The organism is Paraburkholderia sp. RL17-380-BIE-A (assembly GCF_046028085.1).
GTDB lineage: Bacteria > Pseudomonadota > Gammaproteobacteria > Burkholderiales > Burkholderiaceae > Paraburkholderia.
In genome coordinates this window covers 120,649-135,269 of the sequence record NZ_JARESQ010000020.1, presented here as the reverse complement: position 1 = coordinate 135,269, position 14,621 = coordinate 120,649, and the positions used below count along the sequence as shown (strand labels likewise).

Here is a 14,621-nt window from a genome sequence, read left to right as displayed (position 1 = left end):
GGACACAGGCAGGGGTGAAGCGGCGCTTCTGGAAAACTGACGCGCCGCCTTGCCGCTAGAACAACGCCCGCCTCAAACCGGCAGCCCCAGCTGGCGTAGTTTCGCTTCGGTTTGCCCGGCGCTGGTGTGATGCACGCCGTGCCAACCGAGCGCCGTTGCGGCTTCGGCGTTCTTCTGATTGTCGTCGATAAATACGAGTTCGGCCGGTTCGATGCCCGGCAATTGCGCCTCGATCCGCTCACGCATGGCCGCGAAGATGGCCGGATCGGGCTTCACCAGCTGTACCCGCCCCGACACGACGATGTCGCGAAACCGCCGCAACACCGGGTAATGCTCCCACGCATACGGAAAGGTCTCCGCCGACCAGTTGGTCAGCCCGAAGAGCGGAACTTCGGCCGCTTCGAGCTTTTCCATGATCGCCACGCCCTCGTCCAGCACGCCGGCCACCATCTCGTGCCAGCGTTCGTAGAACGCGCGAATCAGCGTCTCGTGATCGGGAAATTTCGCGACGAGTTCCTCGGTGGCCTCGACGATCGGCTGGCCGCCGTCCTGACGGATTACCCAGTCCATCGAACAGACGTGCGTCAGAAACCAGCGGCGCTCGGTCTCGTCAGGGATCAGTTCCCGATACAGGTACTCGGGGCTCCAGTCGATCAGCACGCCGCCGAAATCGAACACCACTGCCTTGATGGCCATGCACGCTCCGTGAGCAGGTTTCCTGGGCGATCAGATGGGTTGCGTGCGCAACTCCAGCCACGCTTTGGCCTCGCCCGACACATGCGGCGACAGGCGCGTGCGGACCGTCTCGTGATACGCGTTCAGCCACGCGCGTTCGTCCTCGCGCAGCAGCGACAGGTCGAGACAACGTGTGTCGATCGGGCACAGCGTCAAGGTCTCGAACTTGAGGAAGTCACCGAACTCGGTCTGGCCGGCAGGCACGTTCAGCACGAGGTTCTCGATCCGCACGCCCCACTTGCCCGGACGATAGATGCCAGGCTCGACCGAGGTGATCATGCCTTCTTCCATCGCGGTCCACGGTTCGGCCGGCGCATAGTGCGAAATGACCTGCGGGCCTTCGTGCACGTTCAGGAAGTAGCCCACGCCGTGACCGGTGCCGTGGCCGTAATCGGCGCCCGCTTCCCAGATCGGCGCGCGGGCGATCGCATCGAGCATCGGCGAACGGATGCCGCGCGGGAACTGCGCGCGCGAAAGCGCCATGGTGCCCTTGAGCACGATCGTGAAATCGCGCCGCTGCGCTTCGCTGATGGTGCCGATCGGCACCACGCGCGTGATGTCGGTCGTGCCGCTCAGATACTGCGCGCCGGAATCGATCAGCAGCAGGCCGTTGCCCTCGATCACCGAATGCGATTCCTCGGTGGCGCGGTAGTGCGGCATCGCGCCGTTCGCGTTGAAGCCGGCGATCGTCGCGAAGCTCAGCGACACGAAGCCCGGACGGCGCGCCCGGGCCGCCGTCAACTGTTCGTCGATGGTGAGTTCGGTGATCGTTTCGCGGCCCAGCGCGCCTTCGAACCAGGCGAAAAATTCCGCCAGCGCCGCGCCGTCCTGCTCCATCGTCTCGCGCACATGCTCGGCTTCCGCCTCGGTCTTGCGCGACTTGAAGAAGGTAGACGGATTGACGGCCTCCACCACCGTGACCGTGGACGGCACCGATTGCAGCGAGCCGAACGTGATGCGGCGCGGGTCGATCAGCAGCGTGCTGCCGGCGGGCAGCGCGGCCAGCGCGTCCGCAGCCTTGGCATAGGGCTCGACGCTGATGTTGTCTTTCGCCAGCGCATCGGCCAGCGCCTGCGGCACCTTGCCGTCCGCGACGAAGAGCGATGCGTGGTCCGCGCCGATCAGCGCGTGCGCCACGAACACCGGGTTGTAGCTGACGTCGGCGCCACGCAGATTCAGCAGCCACGCGAGGTCGTCGAGGGTGGAGATGAAATGCCATTGCGCGCCTTTGTCCGCCATTGCGCGGCGAATCTGCGCGAGTTTTTCCGAACGGGCGACGCTCGCGTGCGGCGCGGCATGCTCGAACACGGCGGCGGCCGGGAGCGACGGACGCTGCGGCCAGATCGCGTCGAACAGATCGACGTCGGTGCGCAGTTTCACACCGCGCGCGCTCAGCGCCTGGTTCAAGGCACGCGCCGCCGCCACGCCGAGCACGGCGCCGTCCACGCCCACTGTGCCGCCTGCCGGCACGTTCTGCGCGAGCCATTCGAAATGCGGCGCGGTCTGCTGGCCGCCGGTCATCTTCATCAACTGAACGCCGGTACCGGCCAGTTGGGTATTGGCCTGCTCCCAATAGCGGCTGTCCGTCCAGACGCCGGCGAAGTCGGCGGTGACGATCAGCGTGCCGGCCGAACCGGTGAAGCCGGACAGCCACTGCCGGCCTTGCCAGCGCCCGGGCAGATATTCGGATAAATGCGGATCGGCGGACGGCACCAGGTAGGCAGCAACGCCTTCGCGCGCCATTGCGTTGCGCAAAGTCGCGAGCCGTTCGGGAATGGAGGAAGTTTCGGGAAGTCGGGCATTCATCGGAGTCACCTGCAAATATTCATCGACGGGAAAGCAAGCCGACCGTCACGGCAACGGCAATCAACGCAATGGCGGTGCATACCGGCCATTCGAGCGTATCACCGTCATGAAAGAGACCAATCACATTGCCGGCCATGTGCGCGACAGCCGCACCCAGCACGCCCGCCAGCAGCGCCACCCACCACCGGGCTCGGCTCGCGCGCCGCAGCGGATGCAACCACCAGCCCGCGAGGCCAATCACCGCCCCCAATACCACGAGCCCAGGCCACCCCATTAGCAGCAGGCCTCGCGCAGTTTCGGATTCGTCTCATGGGCGCAAGGGGCCAATACAGCTAGCATTTTTGTCTCATTAACTATAGAAGTTCAGCACGGCGCTTTCCGCATAGCGGTTGAGTTTAGGGGTCGGGGTGATGTTAGGCAAGCTGTAAGCCTTACGGAAAAGCCTGGTCCCCGGTCATTGCCACGCTGAAAGCGCGTCATGCGAATCGCCCTTATCGAGCCGGACCTGCGGCACGCTGAACTGGTTGGCCGGCTGGTTTTCGCCGGCGGCCATCTGTGTCAGCACTTCACCGCGAGCGTCCCGTTTCTGACTCGCGCCAACGAAGAATTCTTCGACCTTCTCATCACCGAAAGCTGGGCCGGCGACCATTCCGCCGAAGACGTCATCCCGCGCGCCCGCGTCATCCTGCCGGGCTTGCCGGTGATCGTGCTGATGTCGGCCCCGCGCGAAAGCCAGATTGTCGCCGCGCTGCACGCAGGCGCTGACGACTGCCTGTCCAAACCGGTCCGCGGCCCGGAGATGCTGGCGCGAGTGGACGCACTCCTGCGCCGCGCGGGCTTGCGGCGGCCGCCCAACCGGCGGCGCGACATCATCGGCGAATATGCGTTCGACGCGACGCAGTTCGCTGTCACTTTCCGTAACCGGACGGTCACGCTCACGCCAAAGGAATTCCGCCTTGCGCTGCTGCTCTTCAGCAATCTGTCCCGGCCGGTGTCGCGGGCGCATATTCTTGAAAACGTCTGGACACGCCGCCGCGACGTAAGGTCGCGCACCGTCGACACCCACGCGTCGCGGGTGCGCAGCAAACTGCAACTTCACCCCGAACACGGTTATTGCCTGACGCCGCTGTACGGCTTCGGCTACCAACTCGACGCGATCCCGCCGGAAGCCGTCATCGAGGCCGAATGACACCCTCACAATGTAAGAATCGTGGAAACGCTATAATATTCAGCTAAACCATAGCTCCCCCAAATGCAGCTTCTAACGATCGGAATCAATCACCACACTGCGCCTGTCGCCTTGCGCGAACGCGTGGCGTTTCCGCTCGAACAGATCAAACCTGCGTTGGACACCTTCAAGAGCATCTGGCTCGGCCCGTCGGCCAGTACCGCGCCGGAAGCGGCAATTCTGTCCACCTGCAATCGCACCGAGCTCTACTGCGCGACCAACGACCAGGCCGCGCGAGAAGCCGCGATCCAGTGGCTGTCCAAATACCACAACCTGCCCATCGACCAACTCGCGCCGCACGTCTACGCGCTGCCGCAGTCGGAAGCCGTGCGCCACGCGTTCCGCGTCGCGTCCGGGCTGGATTCAATGGTGTTGGGTGAAACGCAAATCGTCGGACAAATGAAGGATGCGGTGCGCACCGCGTCCGAAGCCGGCGCGCTCGGCACCTATCTGAACCAGTTGTTTCAGCGCACCTTCGCCGTGGCCAAGGAAGTGCGCAGCACCACCGAAATCGGCGCGCAGTCGGTTTCCATGGCCGCCGCCGCCGTGCGCCTCGCCCAGCGAATTTTCGACAAGGTCTCGAACCAGCGCGTGCTGTTCATCGGCGCGGGCGAAATGATCGAGCTGTGCGCCACGCACTTCGCCGCGCAGCAGCCGCGCGAACTCGTGGTCGCGAATCGCACGGCCGAGCGCGGCACGCGTCTCGCCGAGCGCTTCAACGGCCGCGCCATTCCGCTAGCGGAACTGCCCTCGCGCATGCATGAGTTCGACATCATCGTGTCGTGCACCGCGTCCACCTTGCCGATCATCGGTTTGGGCGCGGTCGAGCGGGCGGTGAAAGCGCGCCGCCATCGGCCAATTTTTATGGTCGATCTGGCCGTTCCGCGCGATATCGAACCCGAAGTCGGCCAGCTGGAAGACGTATTTCTGTACACCGTCGACGACCTCGGCGCGATCGTGCGCGAAGGCAATGCCTCCCGGCAAGCCGCGGTCGCACAGGCCGAAGCGATCATCGAAACGCGCGTGCAGAATTTCATGCAATGGCTGGACGCACGCAGCATCGTGCCGGTGATCCGTCATATGCACACGCAGGCCGACGTGCTGCGTCGCGCTGAAGTGGAACGCGCGCAGAAAATGCTCGCTCGCGGCGACGATCCGGCTGCCGTACTCGAAGCGCTGTCGCAAGCGCTCACCAATAAATTGATCCACGGGCCCACGCACGCGCTCAATCGCGCGAGCAGCGAAAACCGTGACACGCTCATCGAACTCATGAGCGGTTTCTACAAACACTCCGGTTCCACGGAGCGTTAGCGGCGCAGCCAGCACCGCGCTGTCCGGGCCATCCGCAGTGGCCCGCGACGTGCTTCCGACCCAAGGGCATCCGCCCATTCCCCTAGTCGTCGTCCTTACCGGAGCCCGCTCCGATACCCGTCCGATGAAAACGAGCATGCAACGCAAGCTCGACCAGCTCACTACCCGGCTGGCCGAACTGAACGATCTGTTGAGCCGAGAGGACATCACCTCGAATCTCGACCAATACCGCAAGCTCACGCGGGAACACGCCGAGCTTGGGCCGGTGGTCGAGCACTACGCGCTGTGGCGCCAGGCCATGAACGACGCGGCCACCGCGCAGGAATTGCTGGCGGATGCGTCCATGCGCGACTTCGCGGAAGAAGAAATTCGCGCGGCCCGCGAGCGCATGGACAAGCTCGGCGCCGAGTTGCAGAAAATGCTGCTGCCGAAAGACCCGAACGACGATCGCAACATCTTTCTCGAAATCCGCGCCGGCACGGGCGGCGATGAATCCGCGCTGTTCGCGGGCGACCTGCTGCGCATGTACCTGCGCTTTGCCGAGCGCAACCGCTGGCAAGTGGAGATGATGTCGGCGAGCGAATCCGATCTGGGCGGCTACAAGGAAGTGATCGTGCGGATCGCCGGCGAGGCCGCCTATTCGAAGCTGAAGTTCGAGTCCGGCGGCCATCGCGTGCAACGCGTGCCGGCGACCGAAACCCAGGGCCGCATTCACACCTCCGCATGCACGGTCGCGGTGATGCCGGAAGCGGACGAAATCGGCGAGGTCGAGATCAATCCGGCCGACCTGCGCATCGACACGTTTCGCGCGTCCGGCGCGGGCGGGCAGCACATCAACAAGACCGATTCCGCGGTGCGCGTCACGCACTTGCCGACCGGCATCGTCGTGGAGTGTCAGGACGATCGTTCGCAGCACAAGAACAAGGACCGCGCGCTGAAGGTGCTGGCCGCGCGTATCAAGGACAAGCAGTCGCACGAACAGCAGGCGAAGGAAGCCGCCACGCGCAAGAGCCTGATCGGCTCGGGCGACCGCTCGGAGCGGATCCGCACGTACAACTTCCCGCAAGGACGTCTGACGGATCACCGCATCAATCTGACGCTCTACCGCCTCGACGCGATCATGGACGGCGATCTCGACGAGCTGATCGCGGCGCTCGTCAGCGAGCATCAGGCCGAATTGCTGGCTTCGCTGGGCGACGCGGACTAACGCGCGCATGACATCGGCCACACCTGCTACGCCCGCCGCACCGGCCACGCCCGCCACGCTGTTGCGCGCCTCGCCGCTGCCGTCGCTCGAAGCGCGGATTCTGCTCACGCACGTGCTCGGCTGGCGGCCCACGCAGCTGATTACGCGCAGCGACGAAGTGCTGGGCGCCGAACTTGTCGAACGTTATCTGGCGCTGCAAGCGCGGCGCGCAGCCGGCGAGCCGGTGGCGCAACTGGTCGGCGCACGGGAATTTTTCGGGCTGGATTTCGAAGTGACGCCGCACGTGCTGATTCCGCGCCCCGAAACCGAATTGCTGGTCGAGACCGCGCTGGCGTCGCTCGAAAACAGCCCGCGGCCTCGCGTGCTCGATCTTGGCACCGGCACCGGCGCGATTGCCGTCGCGATCGCCTCGATGCGGCCGGACGCGCAGGTCTGGGCGCTCGACCGTTCCGCCGAGGCGCTGGCGGTGGCCACGCGCAACGCCGCGCGCCTACTCGACGCGAAGCGTCCCGGCGGCGCTGTCGTGTTGACGCAAAGCGACTGGTACGACTCGCTCGACGCCACGTTGCGCTTTGACGTGATCGTCAGCAATCCGCCGTATATCGCAAGCGGCGATCCGCATCTGGATGAAGGCGATCTGCGCTTCGAACCGCGCGGCGCGCTCACCGACGAAGCCGACGGGCTCAGCGCAATCCGCGCGATCGTCGCCGGCGCGCCCGCACGGCTCGCGGCCAACGGCGTATTGTGGATGGAGCACGGCTACGATCAGGCCGAAGCCGTGCGCGCGTTGCTGATCGCGCAGGGCTTTGCGCAAGTCCGCTCGGAACACGATCTTGCCGGCATCGAGCGGATCAGCGGCGGGCGTTTGGCCGGTTGACCCGCATCGCCTAATATCCACAAGCGCGGAACGGGCATCGCGGCGCTCGGCCGGCTGTATCGAAATCCGCTATCATTTCAGCCTATTCCCTACACATACCGGAACCGCAAGGTCAGTCATGGATACGCAACAACGCATCAAGCAAATCGTCGACGACAACGCTGTCGTTCTCTTCATGAAGGGCACCGCTCAGTTCCCGATGTGCGGCTTTTCGGGCCGCGCCATCCAGATCCTGAAGGCGTGCGGCGTCGGTGAAATCAAGACCGTCAACGTCCTCGAAGACGACGAAGTCCGCCAGGGCATCAAGCAGTTCTCGAACTGGCCGACCATTCCGCAGCTCTATGTGAAGGGCGAATTCATCGGCGGTTCGGACATCATGATGGAAATGTACGAATCGGGCGAACTGCAACAACTGTTCGCCGCGGCCTGAGCGGTCCCGGTCAACCCGCTTTTATCCCTAAGGCGCCGCGAGCCATGGAAACACGCGCTGCGGCGCCACGCCGGCTGATCGTCGCGATCACTGGCGCGACCGGTGCCATCTACGGCATCCGTCTGCTCGAGACGCTGCGCCGGCTGGGCGGCGTCGAAAGCCACCTGCTGATTTCGAGCGCGGGCTGGCTCAACATCCAGCACGAACTCCAGTTGAGCAAAGAAGAGGTGCATCCGCTCGCGGATGTCGTCCATTCGGTGCGCGACGTCGGCGCGAGCATCGCGTCGGGTTCCTTTGCCACCGACGGCATGGTCGTCGCCCCTTGCTCGATGAAGACGCTTGCCAGCGTTGCCCACGGTTTCTCGGACAACCTGATCACGCGCGCCGCCGATGTCACGCTCAAAGAGCGCCGCCGCCTCGTGCTGCTCGTGCGCGAGACGCCGTTCAATCTGGCGCACCTGCGCAATATGACGGCCGTCACTGAAATGGGCGGCGTGATCTTCCCGCCCTTGCCGGCCTTCTACAACCAACCCGCTTCCATCGACGAAATGGTCGATCACACCGTGGCGCGCGTGCTGGATCTGTTCGCGCTCGGGCCGGCCTTGTCGCCCGCGTGGGCTGGGCTGCGCGGCGCTCAGGAATAACGCGCCAGCGAAATAAGTCTGCGCACACGCGCTGATTAACAACGCCTGCGACACAATCAATTCCGTTTTTACCCGTTTATCAAACGGCAGTTCACCCCTATATTGGTAGCAACCCAATCTCTGCGCCGCACATTAGCGGCGGCGCTGCTGCCATGAACCGCTTGCCTTCGCTTTTCCTGTCGCACGGCGCGCCCACGCTGCCGATCGACCCGTCGTTGCCGTCCGCCGAATTCGGCGTACTCGGCGCACAACTGCCGCGTCCGGAATCGGTGCTGATGCTGTCGGCCCATTGGGGCACGGCGCAGCCAGTGGTGAGCACGTCGACGGCGCCGGAAACCATTCACGATTTCTATGGCTTTCCGCGTCAGTTGTACGAGATCCAGTATCCGGCGCCGGGCGCGCCCGATGTCGCGCGCCGTGCCGCGGTGCTGCTCAACGACAACGGCATCCTCGCGGACGCCCAGCCGCACGGACTCGACCACGGCGCATGGGTGCCGATGCTGCTCATGTTCCCGCACGCCGACGTGCCCGTCGCCCAATTGTCGATCCAGCCGCACATGGACCCGGCGCACCACTTCCGCGTCGGCCGTGCGCTGCGTTCGCTGAGAGACGACGGCGTGATGGTGATCGGCTCCGGCCAGATCACGCACAATCTGCGCGCCGCCGATTTCTCCGCGCGCCCCGAAGACGCCGATCCGCGCGTCGCCGAATTCACCGGCTGGTTCGAGGAAAAGCTCGCCGCGCACGATATCGACGCGCTGCTCGACTACCGCCGCCAGGCGCCGCATGCGGTGCTGATGCACCCGACCGACGAACATCTGCTGCCGGTCTTCGCCGCATTGGGCGCAGCGGACGACGATTATTCGCTGGCCATCCAGTCGCTCGGAACGTATCAGCGTTCGCTGGCCATGACGAATTACGTGTTCGGCACCGTCTGATCCATTGGCCGCCTTGCGTTAAGCACGACCTGAACGCCGCAAACAAAAACCCCCGCCTGAATTGCTCGAGGCGGGGGTTCTTTACAGCGCATCCGACTTCGATCCAGCGAGCGGACTCAGCGCGGCACCTTAGTGCGCACCCATGCCTTCGAGTACTTCGTCGTGCTCCTCGCGCTCGTCCAGATATTCCGAGCGATAGCCGCTATTCACGCCCCAGTAGTAAAACACCAGCGAAAACGCGATGACCACCAGCATGTCCCAGCCGTAAGGGATCAGGTCATGACCGCCGAACTGCTTGCTGCCGATCAGCGACAGAATCGCCATCACGGGCAGATAGGCAACCAGCCACCATGCCGCCTTCAGATCACGCCCCCAGCCGGCAAAGCCCGACTTCGCCTGAAAGTAAAAGTACACCGGCAGAGCGACGACCATCAGCAAAATGATCTCGCCGGTCAGCGGCCACTTCGCCCAGTACAGGATCAGCGACGCACAAACGAACGCGAACGGCGCAATGATCTTCATGCCCGGAATATGCAGAGGACGCTCGAGGTCCGTGGCCGCGCGGCGCAGGGACATCAGGCTGATCGGGCCGGTCAGGTACGAGATCACCGTGGCGACTGAAATCACCGCCGCAAGCGAACTCCAACCGCGGAAGAAGAACAGGAAAATGAACGACACCAGCAGGTTGAACCACATTGCCTGACGCGGCACGCCGTAGAACGGGTGCACGTTGCCGAACATCTTCGGCATCGTGTTGTTGCGCTCCATGGCGTAGATCATGCGGCTGGTGGTCGCCATGTAGGTCGTGCCGGTGCCGCTCGGGCTGACGAATGCGTCGACGTAGAGCAGGATTGCCAGCCAGTTCAGATTCAGCGCGATCGCGAGCTCGGCGAACGGCGACGCGAAGTTGAAGTGACTCCAGCCCTTCACCACGTCGGTCGGGTTCACCGCGCCGATATACGCGATCTGCAGCAGCACATAGATCACCAGTGCGAGCAGGATCGAGCCGATCACCGCGAACGGCACGCTCCTCGCCGGATTGCGCGCTTCACCGGCAAGGTTGATCGGGCTCTGGAAACCGTTGAACGCGAACACGATGCCGCTCGTCGCCACGGCGGTCAGCACCGCCGACCAGCCGTACGGCGCGAAGGTGCTCACTTCGCCGAAGTTTTCCTTGTGGAAGCCCGTCAGCATCAGACCGAGAATCGTCGCGCCGGGAATCAGGAACTTGAAGATCGTGATGGCCGAATTGGCGCGCGCGAACAGCTTGACGCCCCAGTAATTCAGCAGGAAGTAAATGATCACGAGCGCCGCGGACAGCAATAACCCGTTGGTGGTTAATGACCCATCCACGAATAGCGCATGCGCCCATGGATAGGGCCACGTACTCATATATTGAATGGATGCTTCAGCTTCGATGGGAATAACCGAAACAATAGCGATCCAGTTGGCCCATGCGCTGATGAAACCGACCAGTGCGCCATGCGAATAGCGCGCATAACGCACCATGCCGCCAGATTCAGGGAACATCGCGCCGAGTTCAGCGTAGGTCAATGCGATCGCGAGAATCACGACCGCGCCGATCACCCATGCACAAATGGCTGCGGGCCCGGCAATTTTTGCAGCCTTCCACGCGCCGAACAGCCAGCCCGATCCAATGATCGAACCCAAGCCGGTCAGCATCAGCGCGAACGGCCCGATGTTCCGTTGTATAGAACTTTTCACGTCTTCTCCTGTGACGGCCGGCGTTGGCGCTTCCGCACCTGCCCCGGCCCCATGCAAGTTTGCAGCAGATCCATGCCCGCACCGCTGACATCGCTTATGGCGCTGGAGACGGGTGACACGCATGCCTGCGCGACGGTTCATTCCAAACAGGTGCAACCGGCGCGCGGCGCGTAGTTTAACGGTTGCACCCAACGTGTGCACCGAAATTAGGGGTTCTCCCTAACAAAAAATTCGGATGAATGGCAAGCTTTGTAAGCAACTTTTGCGCCCGTTGTGCGAAAGTATGTAAAGTTATGTGGAGACTGTTGACCTTCTCTCAAAATCGCCGTATAACGTTCGGGCAGGATTTCAAGCGGCGAGTGAATTGGTCTTTCGTAGTTCGCCCATCAACGGTACTCCGGTTGGTCCCATTACCCCCTTCCTTGATTTTCATGCACCCTCTGGGCTTCGGCCTTATTTACCATCTTTAGGAACAAGTAATATGGAAACCGGTACCGTCAAGTGGTTCAATGACGCAAAGGGCTTTGGCTTCATCACGCCGGACGGCGGTGGCGAAGATCTGTTCGCGCATTTCTCGGAAATCCGCACGGAAGGCTTCAAGACGCTGCAAGAAAACCAAAAGGTTACGTTTGAAGTGAAGACGGGCCCGAAGGGCAAGCAAGCTGCTAACATCAAGCCGGTGTAAGCAACACGCTTCCTTCTGGACGCAAAAAAACCCCGCCTCGGCGGGGTTTTTTTATATCTGCTGCAACTACAAACCTCGATTATCTTCGCTGAATGCGATTGATAATTTCTGGTTATCCAAACAGACGCCGTGCGTGAATACCGAGTCCGGTCGCGACACTTGCGAGACGATCGCCGAATACCGCTTTGGCGTCCGGAAACGCTGCCGCCAATGCACCCGATAAAAATCCCAATCCGGTCGAGCCGCCAGTGAAATAAATCGCACTGAGCTCGCGCGTCGTGACGCCGGCTGCCTGCACCGTGTCGCGCGCCGCTTGCACGATGCGGCGCGTTTCCTCCTGCCCGGCCTTGATGAGCTGTGTTTCATCGAACGCGAGTCGCAGGTCGTCTTCCACTTCGTCGAGATCGATCACGGTCTCCCCGCCCGCCGCCACGCCGATCTTCGCCTCTTCCGCATGCGCCGCTAGCGCGTGGCCCAAACGGCGGTCCACGACGCGCATCAGGCGGTCGTGATGCTTGACCTCGGTGAACAGATGCCGCATCAGCGCGAGTTCGCTGACGCGCTTCGGCGCATAGACGGTGTTGATCAGGTGCCAGGTCGCGAGGTCGAAGTAGACCCGGTTCGGGATCTCGCGGCCTTCCGGGTCCAGCGTCAGATAACCCAGTTCGCGCAGGATCGTCGCCAGTTCCACGCGACGGTCGAAATCCGTGCCCGCGACGTGTACGCCGTGGTGGGCCAGCACGTCGTCCTTGCGCTCGACGCGCTTCATGCGCTCCGGCCCGACCCGCACCAGCGAAAAGTCCGAAGTACCGCCGCCGATGTCGGCCACCAGCACGAGCCCTTCTTCCGTCAGATGCGATTCGTAGTCGAACGCCGCGGCGATCGGCTCATACTGGAAGTGAATCTCCTGCAAACCAACCGAGCGTGCGGCGGCTTCGAGTTGCCGCTGCGCCATCTGATCGGCGCGCGGATCGTCGTCGACGAAAAATACCGGGCGGCCCAGCACGGCGCGGCTAATCGGGCCGCCGGCGCTTTTTTCGGCCGAGCGCTTGAGGTGATCGACGAAAATCGCGATCACGTCGGTGTACTTGATCGCGGAACCGTCGCCCAGATCGGTGGAGTTCTCAGCGAGCGGCGAGCCGAGAATGCTCTTCATCGAGCGCATCAGGCGACCGTCGAAGCCGTCGATGTACGCAGCGAGCGCCGCTCGCCCGAATTCGCGGGTGTTCTCGTCGGTATTGAAAAAGACCGAGGTGGGCAGCGTCGTGTAGGCGCCCTCGACCGGCGCGAGCCTGAGCGCGCCGCCGTCAGGAACGGCCACGGCCGAGTTGGAAGTACCGAAGTCAATCGCGCAATAGTTCATGGCAGGAATCGCCGCTCACGGCTGGCGCGGACAGAAGGGGAGCGGCTTTGTATCACGAAAGGCCAGCCAGCATCAACTGGCGTTTCCGGCACGGCCGCGATAACCGAGAGGCCCGGCTCGACGGAACGAATATTGCTCATTTGGACAGGATACGCCGCCAATTTTCGGAATTCAGGAGACTTCAAGCAATGAGCGCGCCGCCCACCGCCGCTGTTCACGAAAAAAGCGCCACGGTCGTCGATACCGACCTGCCCTCGCGGCTCGACCGCTTGCCATGGGGCCGCTTTCACTCGCTGATCGTGGTGGCGCTCGGTGTCACATGGCTGCTCGATGGGCTGGAAGTGACGCTGGCGGGCGCAGTGGCGAGTGCGTTGAAGTCTAGTCCATCGTTGCACTTTACCAACGCCGACGTCGGCCTGGCCGGCAGCGCCTACATCGCCGGGGCGGTGCTGGGCGCGTTGGGGTTCGGCTGGCTGACCGACCGGCTCGGCCGTCGCAAACTGTTTTTCATCACGCTCGCGCTGTATCTGGCGGCGACTGCGGCGACCGCGTTGTCGTGGAATCTGGCCAGCTTTCTGCTGTTTCGTTTCCTGACCGGCGCGGGCATTGGCGGCGAATACACGGCGATCAATTCGACGATCCAGGAATTCACACCGGCTCGGGTGCGAGGCTGGACCGATCTGGGCATTAACGGCACGTTCTGGATCGGCGCGGGGCTGGGCGCGGCCGGCTCGCTGGTGCTGCTCGATCCGCATCTGCTACCGGCCGACTGGGGCTGGCGCGCCTGCTTCTTCATCGGCGCGGTGCTCGCGCTGGGTATTTTGCCGATGCGCATCTGGGTGCCGGAGAGTCCGCGCTGGCTGCTCACGCATGGCGACGAGCGCGACGCACGCGCGATTGTCGAAGGGATCGAAACGCGTTTTCGCCACGAAGGCCACACGCTCTGCGACGACAGCCTCATGCGTCTGCGCTTGCGCGCTCGCGGGCATACGCCGCTGCGTGAGGTGTTCCACACGCTCTTCAACGTGCATCGACGGCGCGCACTGGTCGGCCTGTCGCTAATGACCGCACAGGCGTTCTTCTACAACGCGATCTTCTTCACTTACGCGCTGGTGCTCACCGATTTTTACCAGGTGCCGGGCGACCACATTGGTTGGTATCTGCTGCCTTTCGCGCTGGGCAATTTCCTCGGACCGCTGCTGCTCGGCCGGCTGTTCGACGTGATCGGCCGGCGCAAGATGATCTTTGCGACTTACACAATGTCCGCGATCCTGCTGACGCTGAGCGGCTACCTGTTCGAGCAGCAGTTGCTCACCGTCGTCACGCAGACCGTCGCGTGGATGGTGATTTTCTTCTTCGCGTCGGCGGCCGCGAGTTCGGCATATCTGACCGTCAGCGAATCGTTTCCGCTGGAAATTCGCGCGCTGGCCATCGCTGTTTTCTATGCGTTCGGCACGGCGCTAGGTGGCGTCGCCGGGCCTGCGTTCTTCGGCCGGCTCATCGACACGCATCAGCGCAGCGCGGTGTTTTCCGGCTATCTGGTCGGCTCGGGGCTGATGCTCGCGGCGGCGGTGATCGCGGCGATCTGGGGCGTGGATGCGGAACGCAAGTCGCTGGAGAGCGTGGCCACGCCGCTCTCCAGCGTCGCGGACGGCGCGGAATAAAAAACGTG

14 protein-coding genes are annotated in these 14,621 nt (G+C 63.3%); 9 read left to right on the top strand and 5 right to left on the bottom strand.

The window, feature by feature from the left end; all coding sequences use genetic code 11:
* Nucleotides 1-72: 72 nt before the first annotated feature.
* From P0D68_RS28810 to P0D68_RS28800, 3 genes are read right to left on the bottom strand one after another with little or no spacing between them, the layout of a single operon-like run.
* A complete protein-coding gene (locus tag P0D68_RS28810; protein ID WP_408301942.1) occupies nucleotides 73-696 on the bottom strand; it encodes an HAD family hydrolase in 624 nt (207 codons plus the stop codon).
* A gap of 30 nt (nucleotides 697-726) precedes the next feature.
* A complete protein-coding gene (locus P0D68_RS28805; RefSeq protein WP_091798674.1) occupies nucleotides 727-2,541 on the bottom strand; it encodes an aminopeptidase P family protein in 1,815 nt (604 codons plus the stop codon).
* A gap of 19 nt (nucleotides 2,542-2,560) precedes the next feature.
* On the bottom strand, nucleotides 2,561-2,815 hold the full coding sequence (locus tag P0D68_RS28800) for a hypothetical protein (protein ID WP_091798670.1): 255 nt from the start codon (nucleotides 2,813-2,815) through the stop codon (nucleotides 2,561-2,563).
* A 204-nt stretch (nucleotides 2,816-3,019) separates the two neighbouring features.
* On the opposite strand from P0D68_RS28800, the gene P0D68_RS28795 reads away from it, so the two are divergent.
* The 7 genes from P0D68_RS28795 to P0D68_RS28765 all read left to right on the top strand — a co-directional run bounded on the left by P0D68_RS28795 (nucleotide 3,020) and on the right by P0D68_RS28765 (nucleotide 9,176).
* Complete coding sequence (locus P0D68_RS28795; RefSeq protein WP_408301940.1) at nucleotides 3,020-3,730, top strand: response regulator transcription factor; 711 nt, start codon at nucleotides 3,020-3,022, stop codon at nucleotides 3,728-3,730.
* Between the two features lie 63 nt (nucleotides 3,731-3,793).
* Complete coding sequence (hemA, locus tag P0D68_RS28790) at nucleotides 3,794-5,080, top strand: glutamyl-tRNA reductase (RefSeq protein WP_091798664.1); 1,287 nt, start codon at nucleotides 3,794-3,796, stop codon at nucleotides 5,078-5,080.
* A 124-nt stretch (nucleotides 5,081-5,204) separates the two neighbouring features.
* Nucleotides 5,205-6,287, top strand: coding sequence for a peptide chain release factor 1 (gene prfA / locus P0D68_RS28785; RefSeq protein ID WP_091798661.1), 1,083 nt, complete (start codon nucleotides 5,205-5,207; stop codon nucleotides 6,285-6,287).
* A 7-nt stretch (nucleotides 6,288-6,294) separates the two neighbouring features.
* Complete coding sequence (gene prmC / locus P0D68_RS28780; protein ID WP_408301937.1) at nucleotides 6,295-7,164, top strand: peptide chain release factor N(5)-glutamine methyltransferase; 870 nt, start codon at nucleotides 6,295-6,297, stop codon at nucleotides 7,162-7,164.
* 118 nt (nucleotides 7,165-7,282) lie between these two features.
* Entirely contained in the window at nucleotides 7,283-7,594 is a 312-nt protein-coding gene (grxD, locus tag P0D68_RS28775; RefSeq protein ID WP_007180255.1) for a Grx4 family monothiol glutaredoxin, read from the top strand.
* Nucleotides 7,595-7,638: 44 nt separating this feature from the next.
* On the top strand, nucleotides 7,639-8,238 hold the full coding sequence (locus P0D68_RS28770) for a UbiX family flavin prenyltransferase (RefSeq protein ID WP_091798655.1): 600 nt from the start codon (nucleotides 7,639-7,641) through the stop codon (nucleotides 8,236-8,238).
* A 152-nt stretch (nucleotides 8,239-8,390) separates the two neighbouring features.
* Nucleotides 8,391-9,176, top strand: coding sequence for a DODA-type extradiol aromatic ring-opening family dioxygenase (locus P0D68_RS28765; protein WP_408185669.1), 786 nt, complete (start codon nucleotides 8,391-8,393; stop codon nucleotides 9,174-9,176).
* A gap of 129 nt (nucleotides 9,177-9,305) precedes the next feature.
* Here the strand turns inward: P0D68_RS28765 and P0D68_RS28760 are convergent, their stop codons facing one another.
* Nucleotides 9,306-10,901, bottom strand: coding sequence for an APC family permease (locus P0D68_RS28760; RefSeq protein ID WP_408301934.1), 1,596 nt, complete (start codon nucleotides 10,899-10,901; stop codon nucleotides 9,306-9,308).
* A 481-nt stretch (nucleotides 10,902-11,382) separates the two neighbouring features.
* Between P0D68_RS28760 and P0D68_RS28755 the strand changes: the two genes are divergently transcribed.
* Complete coding sequence (locus P0D68_RS28755) at nucleotides 11,383-11,586, top strand: cold-shock protein (RefSeq protein ID WP_007180251.1); 204 nt, start codon at nucleotides 11,383-11,385, stop codon at nucleotides 11,584-11,586.
* A gap of 112 nt (nucleotides 11,587-11,698) precedes the next feature.
* Here the strand turns inward: P0D68_RS28755 and P0D68_RS28750 are convergent, their stop codons facing one another.
* On the bottom strand, nucleotides 11,699-12,949 hold the full coding sequence (locus P0D68_RS28750; protein WP_408301932.1) for an Hsp70 family protein: 1,251 nt from the start codon (nucleotides 12,947-12,949) through the stop codon (nucleotides 11,699-11,701).
* Nucleotides 12,950-13,137: 188 nt separating this feature from the next.
* Between P0D68_RS28750 and P0D68_RS28745 the strand changes: the two genes are divergently transcribed.
* Nucleotides 13,138-14,613 (top strand): MFS transporter, encoded by a 1,476-nt coding sequence (locus P0D68_RS28745; protein ID WP_408301930.1) that lies wholly within the window; start codon nucleotides 13,138-13,140, stop codon nucleotides 14,611-14,613.
* The last annotated feature ends 8 nt before the right edge of the window (nucleotides 14,614-14,621 follow it).